Origin of the sequence: Samsonia erythrinae (assembly GCF_004342665.1) — a bacterium.
Lineage (GTDB): Bacteria > Pseudomonadota > Gammaproteobacteria > Enterobacterales > Enterobacteriaceae > Samsonia > Samsonia erythrinae.
On record NZ_SMBY01000006.1, the window covers coordinates 132,790 to 154,373 of the forward strand.

Annotated in this window: 18 protein-coding genes; 6 read left to right on the top strand and 12 right to left on the bottom strand. The window is 53.7% G+C overall.

The window, feature by feature from the left end; genetic code table 11:
* Window position 1 precedes the first annotated feature (1 nt).
* From mraY to mraZ, 7 genes are read right to left on the bottom strand one after another with little or no spacing between them, the layout of a single operon-like run.
* On the bottom strand, window positions 2–1,084 hold the full coding sequence (mraY, locus tag EDC54_RS11355; RefSeq protein WP_132456220.1) for a phospho-N-acetylmuramoyl-pentapeptide-transferase: 1,083 nt from the start codon (window positions 1,082–1,084) through the stop codon (window positions 2–4).
* On the bottom strand, window positions 1,078–2,439 hold the full coding sequence (gene murF, locus EDC54_RS11360; protein ID WP_132456222.1) for a UDP-N-acetylmuramoyl-tripeptide--D-alanyl-D-alanine ligase: 1,362 nt from the start codon (window positions 2,437–2,439) through the stop codon (window positions 1,078–1,080). Before murF ends, mraY begins: the two co-directional genes overlap by 7 nt.
* A complete protein-coding gene (gene murE, locus EDC54_RS11365) occupies window positions 2,436–3,923 on the bottom strand; it encodes a UDP-N-acetylmuramoyl-L-alanyl-D-glutamate--2,6-diaminopimelate ligase (protein WP_132456224.1) in 1,488 nt (495 codons plus the stop codon). The genes murF and murE overlap by 4 nt, the downstream gene beginning before the upstream one ends.
* A complete protein-coding gene (locus EDC54_RS11370; RefSeq protein WP_132456226.1) occupies window positions 3,910–5,673 on the bottom strand; it encodes a peptidoglycan glycosyltransferase FtsI in 1,764 nt (587 codons plus the stop codon). Before EDC54_RS11370 ends, murE begins: the two co-directional genes overlap by 14 nt.
* Window positions 5,674–5,693: 20 nt before the next feature.
* Window positions 5,694–6,014 (bottom strand): cell division protein FtsL, encoded by a 321-nt coding sequence (gene ftsL, locus EDC54_RS11375; RefSeq protein WP_132456228.1) that lies wholly within the window; start codon window positions 6,012–6,014, stop codon window positions 5,694–5,696.
* Entirely contained in the window at window positions 6,011–6,952 is a 942-nt protein-coding gene (rsmH, locus tag EDC54_RS11380) for a 16S rRNA (cytosine(1402)-N(4))-methyltransferase RsmH (RefSeq protein ID WP_132456230.1), read from the bottom strand. The genes ftsL and rsmH overlap by 4 nt, the downstream gene beginning before the upstream one ends.
* Before the next feature lie 2 nt (window positions 6,953–6,954).
* Window positions 6,955–7,413: a division/cell wall cluster transcriptional repressor MraZ gene (mraZ, locus tag EDC54_RS11385; protein WP_132456232.1), complete on the bottom strand. Its 459-nt coding sequence runs from the start codon at window positions 7,411–7,413 to the stop codon at window positions 6,955–6,957.
* Window positions 7,414–8,288: 875 nt separating this feature from the next.
* Between mraZ and EDC54_RS11390 the strand changes: the two genes are divergently transcribed.
* The gene (locus tag EDC54_RS11390; protein ID WP_132456234.1) at window positions 8,289–8,726 is read left to right on the top strand and encodes an L-alanine exporter AlaE; all 438 of its coding nucleotides are present in this window, start codon (window positions 8,289–8,291) and stop codon (window positions 8,724–8,726) included.
* Window positions 8,727–8,784: 58 nt separating this feature from the next.
* On the opposite strand, the gene cra is transcribed toward EDC54_RS11390, so the two are convergent.
* From cra to EDC54_RS11410, 4 genes are all read right to left on the bottom strand, one after another.
* Complete coding sequence (cra, locus tag EDC54_RS11395; protein WP_132456236.1) at window positions 8,785–9,789, bottom strand: catabolite repressor/activator; 1,005 nt, start codon at window positions 9,787–9,789, stop codon at window positions 8,785–8,787.
* A gap of 253 nt (window positions 9,790–10,042) precedes the next feature.
* Complete coding sequence (ilvN, locus tag EDC54_RS11400) at window positions 10,043–10,534, bottom strand: acetolactate synthase small subunit (RefSeq protein ID WP_132456238.1); 492 nt, start codon at window positions 10,532–10,534, stop codon at window positions 10,043–10,045.
* Window positions 10,535–10,536: 2 nt separating this feature from the next.
* Complete coding sequence (gene ilvI / locus EDC54_RS11405; protein WP_132456240.1) at window positions 10,537–12,255, bottom strand: acetolactate synthase 3 large subunit; 1,719 nt, start codon at window positions 12,253–12,255, stop codon at window positions 10,537–10,539.
* A 359-nt stretch (window positions 12,256–12,614) separates the two neighbouring features.
* Complete coding sequence (locus EDC54_RS11410) at window positions 12,615–14,420, bottom strand: AMP-dependent synthetase/ligase (protein WP_132456242.1); 1,806 nt, start codon at window positions 14,418–14,420, stop codon at window positions 12,615–12,617.
* A 405-nt stretch (window positions 14,421–14,825) separates the two neighbouring features.
* On the opposite strand from EDC54_RS11410, the gene leuA reads away from it, so the two are divergent.
* Genes leuA through leuD form a run of 4 tightly spaced genes read left to right on the top strand, consistent with a single transcriptional unit; the run spans window position 14,826 to window position 19,534 of the window.
* Window positions 14,826–16,424 (top strand): 2-isopropylmalate synthase, encoded by a 1,599-nt coding sequence (gene leuA / locus EDC54_RS11415; protein WP_132456244.1) that lies wholly within the window; start codon window positions 14,826–14,828, stop codon window positions 16,422–16,424.
* Window positions 16,424–17,515, top strand: a complete 1,092-nt coding sequence (gene leuB / locus EDC54_RS11420; RefSeq protein WP_132456246.1) for a 3-isopropylmalate dehydrogenase — start codon at window positions 16,424–16,426, stop codon at window positions 17,513–17,515. The genes leuA and leuB overlap by 1 nt, the downstream gene beginning before the upstream one ends.
* A gap of 2 nt (window positions 17,516–17,517) precedes the next feature.
* Window positions 17,518–18,918 (top strand): 3-isopropylmalate dehydratase large subunit, encoded by a 1,401-nt coding sequence (gene leuC, locus EDC54_RS11425; protein WP_132456248.1) that lies wholly within the window; start codon window positions 17,518–17,520, stop codon window positions 18,916–18,918.
* Between the two features lie 13 nt (window positions 18,919–18,931).
* The gene (gene leuD / locus EDC54_RS11430) at window positions 18,932–19,534 is read left to right on the top strand and encodes a 3-isopropylmalate dehydratase small subunit (RefSeq protein WP_132456250.1); all 603 of its coding nucleotides are present in this window, start codon (window positions 18,932–18,934) and stop codon (window positions 19,532–19,534) included.
* Window positions 19,535–19,664: 130 nt separating this feature from the next.
* Here the strand turns inward: leuD and sgrT are convergent, their stop codons facing one another.
* Entirely contained in the window at window positions 19,665–19,829 is a 165-nt protein-coding gene (sgrT, locus tag EDC54_RS11435; protein WP_132456252.1) for a glucose uptake inhibitor SgrT, read from the bottom strand.
* Between the two features lie 90 nt (window positions 19,830–19,919).
* Between sgrT and sgrR the strand changes: the two genes are divergently transcribed.
* The gene (sgrR, locus tag EDC54_RS11440; RefSeq protein ID WP_132456254.1) at window positions 19,920–21,578 is read left to right on the top strand and encodes an HTH-type transcriptional regulator SgrR; all 1,659 of its coding nucleotides are present in this window, start codon (window positions 19,920–19,922) and stop codon (window positions 21,576–21,578) included.
* Window positions 21,579–21,584 lie beyond the last annotated feature (6 nt).

Consider the following 21,584-nt stretch of genomic DNA (forward strand, 5'->3'; position numbering starts at 1 on the left):
CTTACCGTACCTTCAGCGTTGCCAGGCCAATCAGCACCAGCATCAACGAAATAATCCAGAAGCGCACAATCACGCGCGGTTCCGGCCAGCCCTTCAGTTCATAATGATGATGAATCGGCGCCATGCGGAAAATGCGCTGCCCGCGCAACTTAAAGGACCCGACTTGCAAAATCACCGACAGCGTTTCAACCACGAAAACACCGCCCATAATCACTAACAAAAACTCCTGACGCAGCAGGACCGCAATAGTCCCCAGCGCGCCGCCCAGCGCCAGTGAACCTACGTCACCCATGAAAACCTGCGCCGGATAGGTGTTAAACCACAGGAACCCAAGCCCTGCGCCCACAATCGCGGTGCAGACGATCACCAGTTCACTGGCATGACGGATGTACGGAATATGCAGGTAACCGGCAAAATTCATATTTCCTGTCGCCCACGCCACCAGCGCGAAACCTGCGGCAACAAACACGGTCGGCATAATTGCCAACCCGTCCAGACCGTCTGTCAGGTTCACGGCGTTACTGGTGCCGACAATCGCAAAATAGGCCAGTGCAATATAGAGCAGACCCAATTGCGGCATGACATCCTTGAAGAACGGCACAACGAGCTGCGTTGCCGGCGTATCTTTACCGATGCCATACATGGCGAAAGCGACGATCAGCGCAATCACCGACTGCCAGAAGTATTTCCAGCGCGCGATCAGCCCTTTCGTGTCCTTACGGACAACCTTGCGATAATCGTCAACAAAACCGACCGCCCCATAGCCCGCCAGCACCAGAAGTACGCACCAGACATAAGGGTTGGACAGATTCGCCCACATCAAAACGGAAACGATGATAGAGACAAGAATCATCACGCCCCCCATCGTCGGAGTGCCGCGCTTGCTAAAATGCGACTCTGGCCCTTCGCTACGCACCACCTGCCCAATCTGCAAACGTTGCAGCCAGGCGATCATATGTGGCCCCATCCAGAGAGAAATAACCAATGCGGTCAGCAGGCTGACAATGGCGCGGAACGTCAAATAAGAGAAGACGTTAAAGCCGGAATAAAGTTTGACCAAATGCTCGGCCAGCCATACTAACATTTAGCATTCTCCTGTAATGCGTGTACTACCTGCTCCATCGCAGCAGTGCGTGAGCCTTTGACAAGAACGCTGATAACCTCGTGTTCCGCTATCAACGCCTTCAGACGCGAAACCAGCGCCGCCTTTTCCTGAAAATGCTCACCCTTGCCGCTGGCGTGGCTTATCCATTCACTCAGCGAGCCCACGCTCAATACGCGATCGAGCCCCGCCGCGCGTGCCGCTTCGCCCACCCGACGGTGACACTCAGGGGCTTCGTCCCCCAATTCTCCCATGTCACCAACAACCATCATCCGGTAACCCGGCATGTCCGCCAGCACCTGCACGGCAGCCGTCATCGAGCCAACGTTGGCGTTATAGCTGTCATCCAGCAGCAATTTGCCTTCCGCCAAAGCAATCGGGAATAGCCGTCCTGACACGGCCTTAAGCTGAGATAATCCCGCTTTGACCGCCTCCAGTGATGCCCCGACGGACATTGCGAGCGCCGCTGCCGCCAGCGCATTCGACACATTATGACGGCCGGGCAAAGGCAGTCGCACCCGCGTTTCGCCAAATGGCGTATGCAGAGTGAACGCTGTCCCCTGCGCCGAAACATCGATGTCGCTGGCGAAAAAATCAATCTCGCGCGCGGCCTGCGGCGAAAAACGCCAGACCGTTTTATGATTCAGCGTGACCTGCCAGTGGGGAAGATCGTGACTCTCCGCGTTCACGATCGCCACACCTTCCGTTGGCAGGCCGGCAAAAATCTCACCTTTCGCCTGAGCGACGCCAGCCAGAGAGCCGAACCCCTCCAGATGTGCGGCAGCCAGATTATTCACCAGTGCCGTTTCCGGACGTACCAGATCGGTCGTGTAGGCAATCTCGCCAATGTGGTTGGCGCCCAGCTCAATCACCGCAAACTGGTGTTCCGGCGTCAAACGCAACAGCGTGAGCGGCACACCGATATCGTTATTGAAGTTACCGGCGGTATACAGCACTGAACCACACTGGCGCAGAATCGCCGCCGTCATTTCTTTAACCGAGGTTTTACCGGAGGAGCCTGTTAAGGCGACAACGCGTACCGTTAACTGCTGACGCACCCAGGCCCCCAATTGCCCCAGCGCCAGACGCGTATCTTTCACCAACAACTGCGGCACATTGATATGTAAGCGCTTACTGACAATCAGAGCCAACGCACCGCCTTTGACGGCATCAGCGGCATAATCATGCGCATCAAATTTTTCGCCTTTCAGTGCGATAAACAAACAACCCGGCGACAGCTTGCGGGTGTCGGTTGAGATAGCATCAATATCAACGCTTTCTCCCACCAACTGCGCATTGAGCACAGAGGCCAGTTGCTTTAACGACACCGGAATCATGCGATGCCTCCCAACAAACGGGCAACGGTAATGCGATCTGAATAATCGAGACGCCGATTGCCGACCAGCTGATAGTCTTCATGCCCTTTACCCGCAACCAGCACGACGTCATTTTCCTTAGCCTGCATGATGGCGCTGGTAACGGCCTCCGCACGACCGTGAATGACCTGAGCGCGTCCGGCGTCCAACAGTCCTGAGAGAATATCGGCCACGATCGCCTGCGGTTCTTCACTGCGCGGGTTATCATCCGTAACCACGACACAGTCGGCCAGTTGTTCGGCAATCCCGCCCATAAGTGGGCGCTTACCTTTATCTCGATCGCCGCCACAGCCAAACACGCACCAGAGTTTCCCTTTGCAGTGCAAACGCGCGGCTTCAAGCGCTTTCTCCAGCGCATCCGGCGTATGCGCGTAATCCACAACGACCGTTGGCTTCCCGTCGGTATGGAAAACTTCCATACGACCACACACGGGCTGTAGCAGAGATCCCGTGGTGACCAATTTATCCAGCGGATAGCCAAGAGACAGCAGTGTCGCCAGGGCCAGCAGCATGTTGCTAACGTTAAACGCCCCCATCAGGCGGCTTTCAATTTCGCCGTGTCCCCAGCTTGATTCAAACGCGATCGTGGCGCCGTTATCGTGATAATCAATCTGTATCGCTTTCAGCCAGCGCCCACGGCAGCCGGGGACAAGATTGTTTTCCATGGTGACCGCAACCGCGTCTGGCAGCTTAGACAACCAGCGCAGCCCAACCTCATCATCGGCATTGATAATCATCTGTCCCACGCGATGATCGGTAAACAGCGTCCATTTGGCCGCTTCGTAGCTTTCCATATCGCCATGGTAATCAAGATGGTCGCGACTCAGATTGGTAAATACCGCCGCCGCAAACGGCAGAGCAGCGACACGGTGTTGCACTAGCCCGTGTGAAGAGACTTCCATTGCGGCAAACGTCGCGCCTTGCTCTACCAGTTGGCTCAGCATCTGCTGCACATCGACAGCGGAACCCGTTGTATTCTCTGTTGGAGTCGCCCGTCCCAACAGGCCATTGCCGACAGTACCCATCACGGCGCTGGTTTCACCTAACGCCTGACTCCACTGTGCGAGAAGCTGGGTCGTCGTCGTTTTTCCGTTGGTGCCCGTTACGCCAATCAACTGTATTTTTTCTGCCGGCTGCTGATAAAAACGACCAGCCAATGCAGAAAGCCGTTGGTTCAGATTACTGAGATAGACGACCGGCACACCGTGCATTTCACACACACTGCCATCGGCGGCCTCATCGTCCGCTTCGGCGATAATCGCGGCCACACCTTGCGCAATTGCCTGCGGGATATAGCGCCGCCCATCCGTTTTGTGTCCGACAATCGCGACAAACAGATCCCCGGCAGCCGCAACGCGACTGTCTAATGTCATTTCCCGCAGCGCGCGCGCCGGGGCATCTTGCACCCACGGCGCAAGTAAATCGCGCAAATTACGATCTGCCACCTGAACCCTCTTCTCTATTAATCACAAACTCGTTTTTATCGCCCGTCGGCAATGCATCCGGTTCAATATTCATCGTCCGCAGAACCCCGCCCATAATGGCGCCAAAAACGGGTGCTGAAACGGCACCGCCATAGTATTTCCCTGCCTGGGGGTCGTTAATCACGACGACCAGAGCAAAACGCGGGTTACTGGCAGGCGCGACGCCCGCCGTGTAGGCAATATATTTATTGATGTACTTACCATCCGGGCCGACTTTCTTTGCCGTCCCCGTTTTAATGGCAATACGATAGCCCTTGATAGCCGCTTTTGTGCCACCACCGCCGGGCAGCGCCACGCTTTCCATCATGTGCACCACGGAACGCACCAGCGCTTCAGGGAAGACTCGTTCACCCGGCACCGGTGGATCAACTTTGGTAATCGACAGGGGGCGATAAACGCCGAAACTGCCGATGGTGGCATAGACTCGCGCTAGCTGTAACGGTGTTACCATTAGCCCGTAGCCGAAAGAAAAGGTGGCCCTCTCTATGTCAGACCACCGTTGTTTTTTAGGGTATAAGCCACTGCTTTCTCCGACCAACCCCAAATTGGTCGCTTTTCCCAATCCAAAGCGCGCATAAGTATCCACTAACGCAGAGGACGGCATCGCTAACGCCAGCCTGGAAACGCCGACGTTACTCGATTTCTGAAGCACACCGGTTAGCGTTAATTCGCTATAGCGCGCCACATCTTTGATTTCATGACCGTTGATGTAATAAGGCAGCGTATTGAGCACGCTATTTTCCTTCACCACGCCACGCTGCAAGGCTGTCATCACCACCATCGGTTTCACCGTCGAACCCGGTTCGAAAATGTCGGTGATGGCACGATTACGCATAATTTCTTTCGGCGTATCCGCCAGATTGTTCGGGTTATAGGACGGGCTGTTCGCCATCGCCAGCACTTCGCCGGTATTCACATCGACGAGAACAGCCGTGCCGGATTCGGCTTTATTGAATGCAACGGCGTTATTCAGTTCGCGGTAAACCTGCGCCTGCAAACGCTCATCAATACTGAGCGCCAGATTATGCGCGGCCTGACTGTCGACGGAGGAGATATCTTCAATCACCCGGCCAAACCGATCTTTACGCACGGTACGCTCACCGGGCTGCCCGGTCAGCCAGCGGTCAAAACTTTTTTCAACCCCTTCGATCCCCTGTCCATCGATATTGGTGAAACCAATAAGATGGGATGTCACCTGACCGGAAGGATAATAGCGCCGAGACTCCTGCCGCAGGTTAATCCCGGGCAGTTTCAGCTTATGGATATATTCACCGATGGCCGGATTCACCTGGCGCGCCAGATAAACGAAGCGCCCTTTGGGGTTAGCATTGATCTTGGTTGCCAACTGATCCAACGGGATATCAAGGGCGTCAGACAGCGCTTTCCAGCGCGTATCCAGCGTAATGCCGCCGCGTTCGTTGACCTCTTTCGGATCGGCCCAGACGGCATTGACCGGCACGCTAACCGCCAGAGGGCGGCCCGCACGATCGCTAATCATGCCGCGTGCCGTAGGCACTTCCTGCACGCGCAGGGAACGCATATCCCCTTCACGCACCAGTTTGTCTGGATTGATCACCTGTAGGTAAGCAGCACGCGCCATCAAGCCGACCATCGCAAGCAAGATACAGCCGCAAAGCAACGCAAAACGCCAGCTGACAAAGCTGGCCTGATCTTCCTGGCGTTTTAACTTTCCTGTACGAGTTGCTTTCATGCTTACTGATGCCTATTTAGTCATTGCTTAACCACAATATTTTCCTGTGACGGATCAACGTGTCCCATTTGCAATTTTTCCATCGCGATCCGCTCAACGCGGCTATGGTCGCCCAGCGAGTTCTCCTCCAGGATCAAGTTTCGCCATTCGATATCCAATGCATCACGTTCCAGAAGAAGCTGTTCGCGCTCCGCCGTCAGCAGACGGGTACGGTGCGCCGTCGTCACCACAAAAACGGCGGAAACCAGTACGGCAACCATCAACAACATCGGAATCTTTGCATTGCGCAGCAAATCTTCGCCGATGACGCCAACCAGTGTATGCCGTTCATTGCCCATCATGCTGGCAGCCTCTCGGCAAACCGCAGCACGGAGCTACGCGCGCGTGGGTTTTCAGCCACTTCCGCTTCCGAAGGCATCATTTTTCCAGCCGCTTTCAATGTTTGTCCGCCCTGACTGCGCAGTTGCTCTTCCGTTAACGGCAGGCCGGCAGGCACCTGAGGCCCACGGCTCTGGTGACGAATAAACCGTTTTACAATCCGATCTTCCAGCGAATGGAAGCTGATCACCGACAGACGCCCATGCGGAGCTAGCACGCTTAACGCGCCTTCCAGCGCGCGTTCGATCTCTTCCAACTCACTATTGATATAAATGCGGATCGCCTGAAAACTGCGCGTTGCCGGATGTTTATGCTTTTCCCTGATCGGACTGGCCGCCGCGATTAATTCGGCCAGCTCTTTTGTCCGCGTCATCGGCTCTGTGCGGTTACGCTCCACGATGGCGCGGGCAATACGTTTGGCAAAACGCTCTTCGCCGAACGTTTTCAATACCCAGGCGATATCATCGACCTCAGCTTTCATCAGCCATTCGGCGGCAGACAGGCCGCGCGTCGGATCCATGCGCATGTCCAACGGGCCGTCACGCATAAATGAAAACCCGCGTTCAGGGTCGTCAAGCTGGGGGGAGGAAACGCCAAGATCGAGCAGAACGCCATTGATCTGGCCGGTCAGTCCGCGCTCCGCGACATAATCTGCCATGGCGGAAAATGGCCCATGAATAATCGAGAAACGGGGATCGTCAATCGCCTTCGCCGCTTCAATCGCCTGAGGATCGCGATCGATCGCCAGCAGACGGCCTTCCGCGCCCAGTTGAGAAAGGATCAGACGCGAGTGACCGCCGCGGCCAAATGTGCCGTCGAGGTAAATGCCGTCTCTGCGAATGTTCAGGCCGTTGACGGCTTCATCCAGCAGGACTGTCGTGTGTTTATAATTTTCCAGCATGGCTATAGTGATAGATCCTGCAACCGATCAGATAAGGGTTCCTGAGTCGATAGTTCAGCGTCAATATCGTCCCTGACTTGTTGATACCAAGTCTGTTCATCCCACAGTTCAAATTTGTTGAACTGTCCGACTAGCATCACTTCTTTTTTAAGGTTCGCATGCTGCCTTAACGTATTCGCAATCAACAAACGCCCAGCACTATCCATTTGGCACTCGCTGGCATGTCCCAATAACAAACGCTGAACGCGACGTTCAGCGGGATTCATGCTCGATAGGCGAGAAAGTTTTTGTTCAATGATTTCCCATTCAGGCAAGGGATAAAGCAGCAGACAGGGCTGATGAAGGTCAATGGTACAAACCATTTGACCCTGCGTTTCCCCGTTCAGCGTTTCCCGGTATCGGGTGGGCACAGCAAGGCGCCCTTTACTGTCGAGGTTAACCAGCGTAGCCCCACGAAACATACCTGAGTTACCCCTTCATAACCTTTTTCACCACTTTATCCCACAAATTCCCACATTGAAGAGTGTACGGAGGGTATGAAAACCTTGTCAAGCCAGAGCAGACGCGCTTTGGAATTATTTCGGCATGAATTGCGGGCGGCATGGAGGCAAAAAGAATAAGAGCTCAGAATTAATAAAGATTAACGTCATGAAAATTTAAGAGAAATTCACAGTAAAAATGAATCCTTGCAAACAGTTAACCGCGAATTCCGCTGTGTCGATTATTTTTGTCGTCACAAGTTGATACTGAATATAAAGTTTTCCAGAATAGTCTTATCAGTTGAAGGCCTCGAATATCAGGGCCTGCGCCAATCTGTAAAATTATACCGTGATTGTTAACATTTGCTCAACGTCACATTTTTAACCTGAACATCGTCGATTCTTTATTAATCAGCCGATTGACTTTCATTTACGCGCTGACATTAAACACCGTTTTCTGAAAAGAATAATGTATTCAGGAAATGCGCCGAATAAATCACACGCGCCTCGCGGCTAAACAGGTATGAAAAAGAAACCGTATAGTCAGGCAATTTTTAGCGCTCGTCTCTTCATACATTAATAGAATGCGGACCTCACCAAATCACGGCGCGAAAACAATAAATAACACATTGTTTTATAAAAAATTAATTCTATTTATCGCGATAAAAAAACGCCAAAAATGCGACTTAAAAATAAAGTAGCGGCAAAGTACGAAAACCGGGCATAAATAACGATTAATCCCTAGTACCAAGCCAGACAGTCAGTGATGTAAACTATGCAGGTAAAATAAATCACAACAAAAAACCATTCATCGGTAAAAAACCAGTTTATCTGCCCTGGAAATGGAGCGTACAGGTATGTTTTCTTCGACATCGCGCTTGCGAAGTGCTACCGCAGATACCTTCGCACTCGTTGTGTATTGTTTCATCACTGGAATGGCGATTGAAATCATGCTTTCCGGCCTGAGCATTGAGCAATCGCTCTCTTCGCGACTGCTGTCTATTCCCGTTAATATCGTCATTGCCTGGCCATACGGGCTTTATCGCGATCGCGTATTGAGCATGGCGAAACGTTACGGCGGCAACCATTTTCTGGTGCGCAACCTTGCCGACCTGTTTGCTTACGTCAGTTTCCAATCTCCCGTTTATGCGCTTATTCTCTGGAGTATCGGGGCAACAAGCACGCAAATGCTGACAGCGGTCACCAGTAATCTATTGGTGTCGATGGTGATGGGCGTGATATACGGCTATTTTTTGGAATATTGCCGTCGGTTATTTCGGGTCGCATTGCCATAAATGCATTGAGAAAAATAAGCGCCATAGCAACCTATGGCGCAGTCAGATAAAAAAGAGATCAGCCGCGGTTCAGCGCGCCGCGGCGATACAGGTTTCGCCGGATACGATTCAAACCGGGCTTCGGTTTTTTTGGCTCATCCAGACTGGCCAGTACCAGTTCCAGCACGCGCTCCGCAACTTCACGGTGGCGCTGAGCAACGGATAACACCGGGCACTCCAGATAATCCAACAGTTCGTTATCCCCAAAGGTCGCAATGGCCAAATTGCTCGGCAAACGCCCGTTAATCTTCAGGTTGACGTCCATCACCCCCTGCAATAGCGGGAATGAGGTGGTGAACAGCGCTTCAGGCATAGGATGCCTTTTCAAATAATCCATAAATGCGGCGGCGGCGGCGGCGCGTTCATAGCTATTGGAATAAAGATAATTCACCTCACGCGGATCGCCCGCCCACGCCTGACGGAACCCCTGTTCACGCAGAAAACTGACGGAAAGCTCAGGTAAGGCGCCAAGATACAGTACCGATTTCGCGGGCATTTTCCTTAATTCTTGCGCCAGCATCTCGGCATCTTCAAGGTCGGCGCCTACCACGCTGGTAAAGTGCTCGCGATCCAATGCACGGTCCAGTGCGATGATCGGCAGGCGACCGTTGGCCCAGCGCTGATAGAAGGGATGCTCAGGCGGTAGCGCGGTTGAAACGATAATCGCATCAACCTGACGCTGTAGCAGATGCTCAATACAGCGCATCTCGTTGTCTGGCTGATCCTCGGAACAGGCAATTAAGAGCTGATACCCACGCTGTCTGGCCTGCCGCTCCAGATAGTTGGCTATACGGGTATAGCTGGTGTTTTCCAGATCGGGGATGACCAGACCAATTGAACGCGTGCGGCCAGCGCGTAATCCAGCAGCGACGGCGTTGGGATGATAATTATATTCCCTGACGACAGCCATCACCTTCTCAACGGTCTTATCGCTCACGCGATATTGTTTGGCTTTCCCATTAATCACATAGCTGGCAGTAGTGCGTGAAACACCCGCAAGACGCGCGATTTCATCCAGTTTCACGTTAACCCCTTAGTAAGCCGGATAAATAAATAGAGTGATGACCATAACATCATCATGGAGATAGCGTAGATCTAACCGCAGAAGCTTTTGGACGGCAACTGCTTTTATCACGTTCCACACATATTTCAAGCCATCACGCAATCATGGACATCTTGTATTCTGAAATATATTAAGTCTATTAAGATAGGAAAAACTAAAAAAGCCCAATAGTGATTATCGGGCTTTTTCACAGAGAACGCAGTGTAAACGTCGTTTAACGCATGATCTTATCGCCGCGCGATACGCCGACGATCCCTGAGCGGGCGGCTTCTACAACTTCAGCGACGTCACGCACGGCGCTGAGAAAGGCATCCAATTTATCGCTGGTGCCGGCAAGCTGTACGGTATAAAGCGACGCGGTGACATCCACGATCTGGCCGCGGAAAATATCGGCGCAGCGTTTCACCTCTTCCCGCCCATAGCCTGTGGCCTGAACCTTTACCAACATGATCTCACGTTCAACGTGCGCACCTTGTCCCAGTTCACTGACCCGCAGCACATCCACCAGCTTGTGCAGTTGCTTTTCGATCTGCTCCAACACTTTCTCATCCCCTACCGTCTGGATGGTCATACGAGACAGGGTAGGATCTTCGGTGGGAGCGACCGTCAGGCTTTCGATGTTGTAACCCCGTTGGGAAAACAGACCGACGACGCGTGACAAGGCCCCTGATTCATTCTCAAGTAATACTGATAAAATCCGCCGCATGATCAGGTCCTCTCCGTTTTGCTCAGCCACATTTCATCCATCGCGCCGCCGCGAATCTGCATGGGGTATACATGCTCGCTGCTATCGATATTGATATCGACAAACACCAGACGATCTTTCTGCGCCAGCGCTTGCGACAGCTTACTTTCCAATTCATCCGGCGTGTTGATGGAAATCCCAATGTGGCCGTATGCTTCAGCCAGCTTGACGAAATCCGGTAATGATTCCATATAGGAACTGGAATGGCGGCCAGAATAGATCATGTCCTGCCACTGTTTCACCATACCCAGAAAACGGTTATTGAGGTTAATCACCACCACGGGCAAATCGTATTGCAGCGCCGTCGAGAGCTCCTGAATATTCATCTGAATACTGCCGTCGCCGGTGACGCAAATCACCGTTTCTTCCGGCAGTGCGAGCTTGATGCCCAGCGCCGCCGGCAGGCCGAAGCCCATCGTCCCCAGTCCGCCGGAGTTCACCCAGCGACGCGGTAAATCGAAAGGATAATACAGCGCGGCGAACATCTGGTGCTGGCCGACGTCCGAGGCCACATAGGCTTTACCTTCCGTCAGCCGATGCAGCGTTTCAATCACCGCCTGCGGTTTAATCTTGTCGCCTTCAGTGCTGTATTTCAGGCAGCGGCGTGCACGCCATTGTTCGATCCTCTGCCACCAGTCGCGAAGCGCATCGAACTGCTGCTGCGGAGCATCCTGTTCCAGCAGATCCAGCATCAGGCTTAATACCTGTTTCGCATCGCCGACGATGGGAATATCCGCGCTGACCGTTTTGGAAATCGACGCGGGATCGATATCGATGTGCAGTACCGTCGCATTCGGGCAGTACTTCGCCAGATTATTCGTCGTTCGATCGTCGAAACGCACGCCGACGGCGAAAATCACATCGGCGTGATGCATCGCCATGTTCGCTTCATACGTCCCGTGCATCCCCAGCATGCCGAGGCATTGCCGATGCGTTCCGGGAAAGCCGCCCAGCCCCATCAGCGAGGTTGTCACCGGCAGGTTAAGCTTCTCCGCCAGCGTCAGCAGCTCTTCGTGACACTCTGCGTTAATCACGCCGCCGCCGCTGTAGATAATCGGCTTTTCTGCCGCCAGCAGGGTTTGTAGCGCGCGGCGGATCTGGCCTTTGTGTCCCTGTACCGTCGGATTATAGGAGCGCATGCTGACGCTGTCGGGATAAACGTACGGCAGCTTATTCGCGGGATTCATGATGTCTTTCGGCAGATCGACCACCACGGGACCCGGACGCCCGCTGGACGCCAGATAAAACGCTTTTTTCAGGATCGTCGGGACATCTTCGGTCTGCTTGACCAGAAAGCTGTGCTTCACGATAGGACGGGAAATGCCCACCATGTCGCACTCCTGAAAGGCATCATAGCCAATCAGCGAAGTGGCAACCTGACCGGACAACACCACCATAGGAATCGAGTCCATATAAGCGGTAGCGATACCCGTGATCGCATTTGTTGCACCGGGACCGGAGGTGACCAATACCACGCCGACGTCGCCCGTCGCACGCGCATAGCCATCAGCCATATGAACCGCGCCTTGCTCATGGCGCACCAAAATATGCTCAATACCGCCAACCGTATGCAGGGCGTCGTAAATATCCAGTACCGCACCGCCCGGATAACCGAACACATGTTTTACGCCCTGATCGATCAACGATCGGACCACCATTTCGGCGCCTGACAACATCTCCATGGGTTTGCCTCTATTTGTTCAGAAGACGGAATCCGTTTCTGTATTGACCGGGGGATCCCCGCGCTCACGTTGTATTCACACTGTTAATATTTAGAACAAGAATACGGAATATCATAGGGGTTAATGATAACCCATTAACATAACGTGAGATTATGACGCAGATAAACGGCAAAAAACCACCGCTCTTAATTTAGCCAAGGGGAAATAGAACGTGATGGAAAAAAGAACTGAGATAAAATACTAACCGGGAACCATCAGACCTGATAGATCGTCCACAAAGGCCATAAATTACAGAGTGAAATCTTGAGGCCGACAACCCCGTTTCCTGAAAAGAAAAGGGGTTGTCGGCCTCAACGCCATCAGGATTCCGCGTACATCGCATCGATCTCCAGCTGATAACGCTGGTTGATCACTTTCCGACGTAGCTTGAGCGTTGGCGTCAGTTCGCCTTCCGCCATTGAAAACGGCACGGGCAACAGCGTAAATTTTTTTACCTGCTCGACCCGGGAAAACTCTTTTTGCATCTCTATCAGACGCTGCTCAAACAGCTCGATAATATGGCTATGGCGCAACAGCTCCAGACGATCGTGATACTTCAGATTGATGGAACGGGCGTAATCTTCCAGCGCCTCGAAACAGGGCACAATCAGCGCGGAGACGTATTTACGCGTATCCGCGATAATCGCCACCTGTTCAATAAAACGATCCTGTCCCAGCGTCCCTTCCAAATGCTGCGGGGCAATATATTTCCCGCCCGAGGTTTTCATCAGATCTTTCAGCCGTTCAGTAATAAACAAATTACCGTTGGCATCCAGTTCTCCCGCATCGCCGGTTTTCAGCCAGCCGTCTTCGGTAAAAGCCTCCGCGGTTTCCTTAGGACGATGGAAATAACCGCGCATCATGGTCGCGCCACGTACCTGGATCTCATTCTCCGCGCCAATACGTACATCAATGCCCGGCAGCGGCGTGCCAATCGAGCCTAAACGGAAGTGGTTTTCTTCCCAGCAGGAAACCGTGGCACAGGTTTCGGTCATGCCGTAACCATAGATGATGCGGATCCCGATCGAGCGGAAAAACAGAATGATGTTGTCATCCAGTCGCGCCCCCGCAGCGGGCATAAAGCGAATCTCGCCCCCCAGAAGCTGGCGCAGTTTCCCTAACACCAGACGGTCGGCATAGCGATGCATGATGCGGCGGAAGAAACGCTCTTTTTTCGCCGCCTGACTAGCCAGAAAAACCTGGCGTCCCTGCGAGACAGCCCAGTTGAAAAGCCGTTGGCGATACCACGGCGCCTGAGCCACTTTTTCATGAATTGCGCTATAAACTTTCTCATAAAAACGCGGGACGGCGCACATCACCGTCGGCTTCACCGCCTGCATCGCAGCACGCACCTGACTGGTATCGCCGAGGTACACGTTCTGTGCGCCACAGTGCATCACAAAGAAACTCCAGGCGCGCTCAAATACGTGGGAAAGCGGTAAGAAACTGAGGGAAACATCGTTTTCCGACATGCTTAAGCGACCGTCGTGCAGCTTAAGCTGCGTCGCCATATTGGCGTAATCAAGCATGACACCTTTCGGCTCACCCGTCGTGCCGGAGGTATAGATCAGCGTGAACAAATCGCTGAGATCGCGATGATCAATACGTCTTTGCCATTCATCACGCCAGAAATCTTCAACCGCCTGCGCTTCAAATTCATGCAGTGATTGCACGATATCGCTGCCACGCAGATTTACCCCGTCATCCATCACAATGATGTGCCGCAGTTGCGGGCAAGCGTCACGAAGCGTCAGTAGCGTATCCAGTTGTTCCTGACTGCCGACAAAAATAGTACGGATATCCGCATCATTGATAATGAACGCCGCCTGTGTCGCCGTATTCGTGGCATAAATGGGGACGCTGACCGCACGCAGATGCAGCAAGGCCAGATCGGCCAGCGACCAGTTCATCGAGTTATGAGAAAAAATGGCCACCCGTTCCTGAACATCCACGCCCAGCGCTAACAGCGCGCTGGCGATACGCTGAATGCGCTGCCCGGCCTGCGTCCAGGTCAGTTGCCGCTCGCACGCAGGCGTCCATTCGCGCAGCGCGATACGCCCCGCGCAGTGATTGATCCTATCCTGAACCCGGTGTACCACATGGTATGGCTGTAAATGATTAGTCATCTGTAAAAGAATTTGATAAGAGAAATTTTTGAAAACGTTTCAGAGTACAACTGTACATTATTTGGCGTGCAGTCTACCGGCATGGTTCAAAACCGCAACGATCTTTCGTTGATTGGTCGTGGGCCATCGCCGCGATACTTGATGCACGTCACATCAATCAAACGTTGACATAACCCTGATAATCGCGTACCAATAAAGCCATATCAATTTTAGATGGTGAGATACTGTGTTCAATTTTACTGTTCTACTAAGCCTACTACTAAACGCATCTTTCTTGCGCGGTAGGCTTGTGGACAGAACCCGGAACTAGGTTTCTCCCACTCGATAAAAAACCCGCGCTGATGCGCGGGTTTTTTTTTACTCGCCAGGCGCCAAGTACAAGCAAACACGACAAGGAACTATCCGATGAGCGAGCAAGTCATTATTTTTGATACCACATTACGCGATGGTGAACAGGCCTTACAGGCAAGTCTGAGTGTAAAAGAAAAGCTGCAAATCGCCCTCGCGCTGGAGCGTATGGGCGTTGACGTCATGGAGGTCGGCTTTCCCGTATCATCCCCCGGGGATTTCGAATCCGTGCAGACCATCGCCCGCAATATTAAAAACAGTCGTGTTTGCGGCCTGACGCGGTGCGTCGAAAAAGACATCGATGTCGCGGCAGAAGCGCTGCGCGTGGCAGACGCTTTCCGCATCCACACCTTTATCGCGACCTCACCGATGCACATCGCCACCAAGCTGCGCAGCACGCTGGATGACGTGATCGAACGCGCCATTTACATGATCAAACGCGCACGTAACTATACAGACGACGTGGAATTTTCCTGCGAAGATGCGGGACGCACGCCAATCCCCGATCTGTGTCGCGTGGTTGAAGCCGCCATCAACGCCGGCGCCCGCACCATTAACATACCGGATACCGTCGGCTATACGATGCCGCATGAGTTCGGCAACATCATCTCGTCTTTATATCAACACGTTCCGAATATCGATAAAGCCATTATTTCTGTTCACACCCACGACGATCTGGGGCTGGCGGTCGGCAACGCCATGGCGGCGGTTCACGCAGGCGCGCGTCAGGTAGAAGGCACATTGAACGGTATCGGAGAACGTGCCGGTAACTGTTCACTGGAAGAAATCATCATGGCGATCAAAACCCGCCATAACATCCTGAATGTACATACCAATATCAATCATCAGGAAATCTACCGCACCAGCCAACTGGTCAGCCAAATCTGTAATATGCCTATCCCCGCCAACAAGGCGGTCGTGGGCGCCAACGCCTTCGCCCACTCTTCCGGTATTCACCAGGATGGCGTGCTGAAGAACCGTGAAAACTACGAAATCATGACGCCGGAATCCATCGGCCTGAAAGAAGTCCAGTTGAACCTGACGTCCCGTTCTGGCCGTGCCGCGGTGAAACACCGCATGGAAGAGATGGGCTATCAGGAAAGCGATTACAATCTGGACGATCTGTACGCCGCCTTCCTGAAACTGGCGGATAAAAAAGGTCAGGTCTTTGATTACGATCTGGAAGCGCTGGCCTTTATCAACCGTCAGCAGGAGGAGTCTGAGTTTTATCACCTGGACTATTTCAGCGTGCAGTCCGGCTCCAGCGTGATGGCGACCGCCTCTGTCAAACTGGTTTGTGGTGAAGAAACCCAGTCAGAAGCGGCGACGGGGAATGGCCCGGTGGATGCCGTTTATCAGGCGATCAACCGCATTACGGGTTATCAGATTTCGCTGGTTAAATACCAACTGACCGCTAAAGGTCAGGGCCGTGATGCGCTGGGTCAGGTTGATATCGTCGCGGATTATCAGGGGCGTCGTTTCCACGGCGTCGGTTTGGCGACGGATATCGTTGAATCTTCCGCGCAGGCAATGGTAAATGTATTAAACAACATTAAGCGTGCTCAGCAGGTAGAAAAAGAAATTCAACGTCTGCAACAGCACAATAGCCAACAACAAAACGACAGCAAACAACAAAACAATCAGGAAACAGTGTGATGACAAAGAGCTACCATATCGCCGTTTTACCCGGAGACGGCATTGGCCCGGAAGTAATGGCACAGGCCCACAAAGTACTGGACGAGGTACGTCAGCGTTTTGGCATCCGCATCACGACCAGTGAATATGACGTCGGCGGTATCGCCATTGACCGTCAGGGTACTCCACTGCCGCAGGCGACCGTTGCAGGCTGTGAGCAGGCCGATGCTATCCTGTTCGGTTCCGTCGGCGGCCCGAAATGGGAGCACCTGCCGCCGGCAGAACAGCCGGAGCGCGGTGCGCTGTTACCTCTGCGTAAGCACTTCAAACTGTTCAGCAATCTGCGTCCTGCGCGTCTGTATCAGGGGCTGGAAGCGTTTTGTCCGCTGCGTAGCGACATCGCCGCGCAAGGCTTTGATATTCTGTGCGTCCGCGAACTGACCGGCGGGATCTATTTCGGCCAGCCGAAAGGTCGTGAAGGTAGCGGCCAGTATGAACGCGCGTTCGATACCGAGGTGTATCACCGTTTCGAGATTGAGCGCATCGCGCATATCGCGTTTGAATCCGCGCGTAAGCGTCGCGGCATCGTGACGTCCATCGATAAAGCGAATGTACTGCAAAGCTCGATTCTGTGGCGTGAGATCGTCACTGAAGTCGCTAAAGCCTATCCAGACGTGAAGCTCTCCCACCTGTATATCGATAACGCGACGATGCAGTTAATCAAAGATCCGGCTCAGTTTGACGTCATGCTGTGTTCTAACCTGTTCGGCGACATTCTGTCCGACGAATGCGCGATGATCACGGGATCAATGGGCATGCTGCCTTCCGCCAGCCTGAACGAGCAAGGCTTTGGCCTGTACGAGCCCGCGGGCGGTTCCGCACCGGATATCGCCGGGAAAGACATTGCCAACCCGATTGCGCAGATTCTGTCGCTGGCGCTGCTGCTGCGCTACAGCCTGGGTGCGGACGATGCCGCAGAGGCGATCGAGAAAGCGGTCAATACCGCACTGGCTGAAGGCTATCGTACCGCCGATCTGGCAAGCGCCAGCGAGGCTATCGGCACCAATGCAATGGGCGACGTAATTGCGCGTTTTGTGGCACAAGGGGCATAACCATGGGTAAGACGTTATATCAAAAATTGTTCGACGCACACGTGGTTCATGAAGCACCGAACGAAACGCCGCTGTTGTATATCGACAGACATCTGGTACACGAAGTGACCTCCCCGCAGGCCTTCGACGGTCTGCGGGCGATGGGCCGCAAGGTTCGCCAACCGGGGAAAACCTTCGCGACGATGGACCACAATGTCTCCACGCTGACCAAGGACATCAATGCCAGCGGCGAAATGGCACGGATTCAAATGCAGGAATTAATCAAGAACTGTGCGGAATTCGGCGTTCAGCTGTATGACCTGAACCATCCGTATCAGGGCATCGTGCACGTTATCGGCCCGGAACAGGGGATGACGCTGCCGGGGATGACCATCGTCTGTGGTGATTCGCATACCGCAACGCACGGGGCGTTTGGTTCACTGGCTTTCGGCATCGGTACGTCGGAAGTGGAACATGTGCTGGCGACGCAAACCCTGAAGCAGGGCCGCGCCAAAACCATGAAAATTGAAGTCACTGGCGACGCCCCACATGGCATTACCGCAAAAGACATCGTGCTGGCTATCATCGGTAAAACCGGCAGCGCGGGCGGCACCGGACACGTGGTGGAGTTCTGCGGTCAGGCCATTCGCGCGCTGAGCATGGAAGGTCGCATGACGCTGTGCAACATGGCGATAGAGATGGGGGCGAAAGCCGGTCTGGTTGCGCCAGATGAAACCACGTTCAACTACCTGAAAGGTCGCCAGTTTGCGCCGAAAGACGCCGACTGGGACGCCGCCGTCGCCTACTGGAAGACGCTGAAGTCGGATGACGACGCGCAGTTCGACACGGTTGTCACGCTGGACGCCGCCCAGATTGCGCCTCAGGTCACCTGGGGCACCAACCCCGGCCAGGTGATCGCCGTCAATCAGGCAATCCCCAACCCTGACTCTTTCAGCGATCCGGTAGAGCGTGCCTCTGCCGCCAAAGCGCTGGCTTATATGGATCTGCAACCCGGCATTAAACTGACCGATGTGAAGATCGATAAAGTCTTCATTGGCTCCTGTACCAACTCGCGTATCGAAGATTTGCGCGCGGCGGCAGAAATCGCCAAAGGGCGTAAAGTCGCGGCGGGCGTTCAGGCGATTGTCGTCCCCGGCTCCGGCCCGGTGAAAACCATGGCGGAACTGGAAGGTCTGGACAAAGTCTTTATCGAAGCGGGCTTCGAATGGCGTTTGCCGGGCTGTTCCATGTGTCTGGCGATGAACAACGACCGCCTGAATCCCGGCGAACGCTGCGCATCAACCAGCAACCGTAACTTTGAAGGCCGTCAGGGTCGCGCTGGCCGCACCCATCTGGTCAGCCCGGCAATGGCCGCTGCCGCTGCGGTCACCGGTCGTTTTGCCGACATCCGCGAATTGAATTAAGAGAGAAACCCACATGGCTAAATTTATTCAACACACGGGTCTGGTGGTTCCTCTGGATGCCGCTAACGTCGATACCGATGCAATTATTCCTAAGCAGTTTCTGCAAAAGGTGACGCGTACCGGCTTCGGTCAACATCTGTTTCACGACTGGCGCTTTCTGGACGATGCGGGTCAACAGCCCAACCCTGAGTTTGTGCTGAACAAACCGCATTACAAAGGGGCAAGCATTCTGCTGGCGCGGGAAAACTTCGGCTGCGGCTCTTCCCGTGAGCACGCGCCGTGGGCGCTGACCGATTACGGTTTCAAAGTCGTTATCGCCCCGAGCTTCGCCGATATCTTCTACGGTAACTCGTTTAACAACCAGCTGTTGCCGGTGAAGTTGAGCGATGAGGAAGTGGACGAACTGTTCAAGCTGGTTGACGAGCAGGAAGGGATTAATTTCACCGTCGATCTGGAAAATCAGGTCGTTCAGGCGGGCAATAAAAGTTACCCGTTTGAAATCGACAGTTTCCGCCGTCACTGCATGATCAACGGCTTAGACAGCATCGGCCTGACGCTGCAACATGAAGCGTCGATTACCGAGTATGAAAAGAATCAGCCTGCGTTTCTGCACTGATGGGATAGCACTGATAAACCGAAGCCCGCAAGTCGTCTAGTCTTGCGGGCTTTACTGTATAAAAAAAACCAGCGAAAAACTCGCTGGCTGGTGAAACGTCACCATTACTCAGAATGCTGTTTTCATCCCCTTATAGCCAATGGCGGTACTCGTCATCAGACATCTCTTGCAGGTGCCACTGCGTCGCCAGCTGTAATAATGCAATACGCTGTTGAGGAGACATCCAACGCCACCACGTCGCCTTAGCGGTTGATAAGTAGGTACGATAGAATTGATATAAACGGGAAATCGCCATAAGCCACCTCCTCTCTTTCCTTGCTACAGAGTATCGACGTAATATAGGAAAAGATAAATTGATGACTTTCCCACATGGAGTTCCTCTTTTATGCCATCACCCCGACTACAGCAGCAGTTCATCCGTCTGTGGCAACATTTTCAGGGACAAACCACCGACACCACGTTGCAGGAACTCACGGGCGTTTTGCACTGTTCACGCCGCCATATCCGCTCGCTGTTGAACGCCATGCAGCAAGAAGGCTGGCTCATCTGGCAGGCTGAAGCGGGAAGAGGAAAGCGCTCGCAGCTCACCTTTGTCTATACCGGTTTAGCGCTACAGCAGCAGCGCGCAGAGGATTTGCTGGAACAGGACCATATCGATCAACTGGTGCAGTTGGTGGGAGATAAAGAAGCGGTACGCCAGATGTTACTCACTCATCTGGGGCGTAGCTTCCGGCAGGGGAAACATATTCTGCGCATTCTCTATTATCGCCCATTGCGAAATTTGCAGCCCGGCTCGGCGCTGCGGCGTTCAGAAATGCACATCGCGCGACAAATTTTCAGCGGGTTGACCAATATAAATGAGGAAAATGGGGAACTTAAACCCGATCTGGCCCATCATTGGCAGATGCTGTCGCCGCTGCACTGGCGCTTTTATCTGCGTCCTGCCATCCGCTTCCATCACGGTCGTGAACTCACGATGGATGATGTCATTACCTCTCTCAAACGCCTCGCCGTCTGGCCGCTGTTTTCGCACCTTACAGCCGTTACGTCACCGATGCCCTTCGTGATTGATATCCAACTGAGCTGCCCGGACAAATGGTTGCCCTGGCTCTTAGGCAGCGCACACGCCATGATTTTGCCGCAGGAGTGGCAAACGCTAGCGGATTTTGCCCAACACCCGATCGGCACCGGCCCTTACGCCGTAGTGCGCAATAACCATAACCAATTGAAGATCCGCGCGTTTGATGATTATTTCGGCTACCGGGCGCTGATTGATGAGGTCAACATCTGGGTACTGCCAGATGAACCCGAAGAAGCGCCGCTCTCCGTGCAATTCCAGTCTGATGACTCTCACCACGAACAGTTGGAAAGCCGAATGGAGGAAGGCTGCTATTTCCTGCTGTTTGATAAACGCTCGCCGCTGGCCAAACGCCCGGAGATCCGCCGCTGGCTCTGGCAGGTGTTTAACCCGATTTCGCTGCTCAGCCGTGCCGATGCCGGCCACCAGCGTGACTGGTCCCCCGCGTACAGCCTGCTGCCTCGTTGGCACCATCATCCCTCAGACAAACGCCAGCCCGTGCCGACAGGGCTTACCCGCATTACGATCGCCTTTTATCATGAGCACCCGGAATACCGCATATTAAGCGAGATTATTCGCACGCTGCTGGCGGAATATGGCATCACGCTTGATGTCCAGACGGTCAGCTACGAAGACTGGTATCAGGGCAATGCCAGCAGCGATCTCTGGTTTAGCAGCGTGAACTGCTACTTACCCATCGAATTCTCTCTGTTCGCAGCGCTCTACGAGCTTCCGCTGGTGCAGCACTGTCTGGACGACGATCTGCATGCCGATGCAGAGCAGTGGCGTAATCACACGCTGCCGATGGCGGAGTGGTGTGAAAAGCTGATCGCCAGCGGTCAGGTGCATCCTTTACTGCACCACTGGCTGCAACTGCAAGGACAGCGCAGTATGCGCGGCGTCAGGATGAATATGCTCGGCTGGTTTGATTTTAAATCCGCCTGGTTCGCGCCGCCGGAATCGTAACTGCAT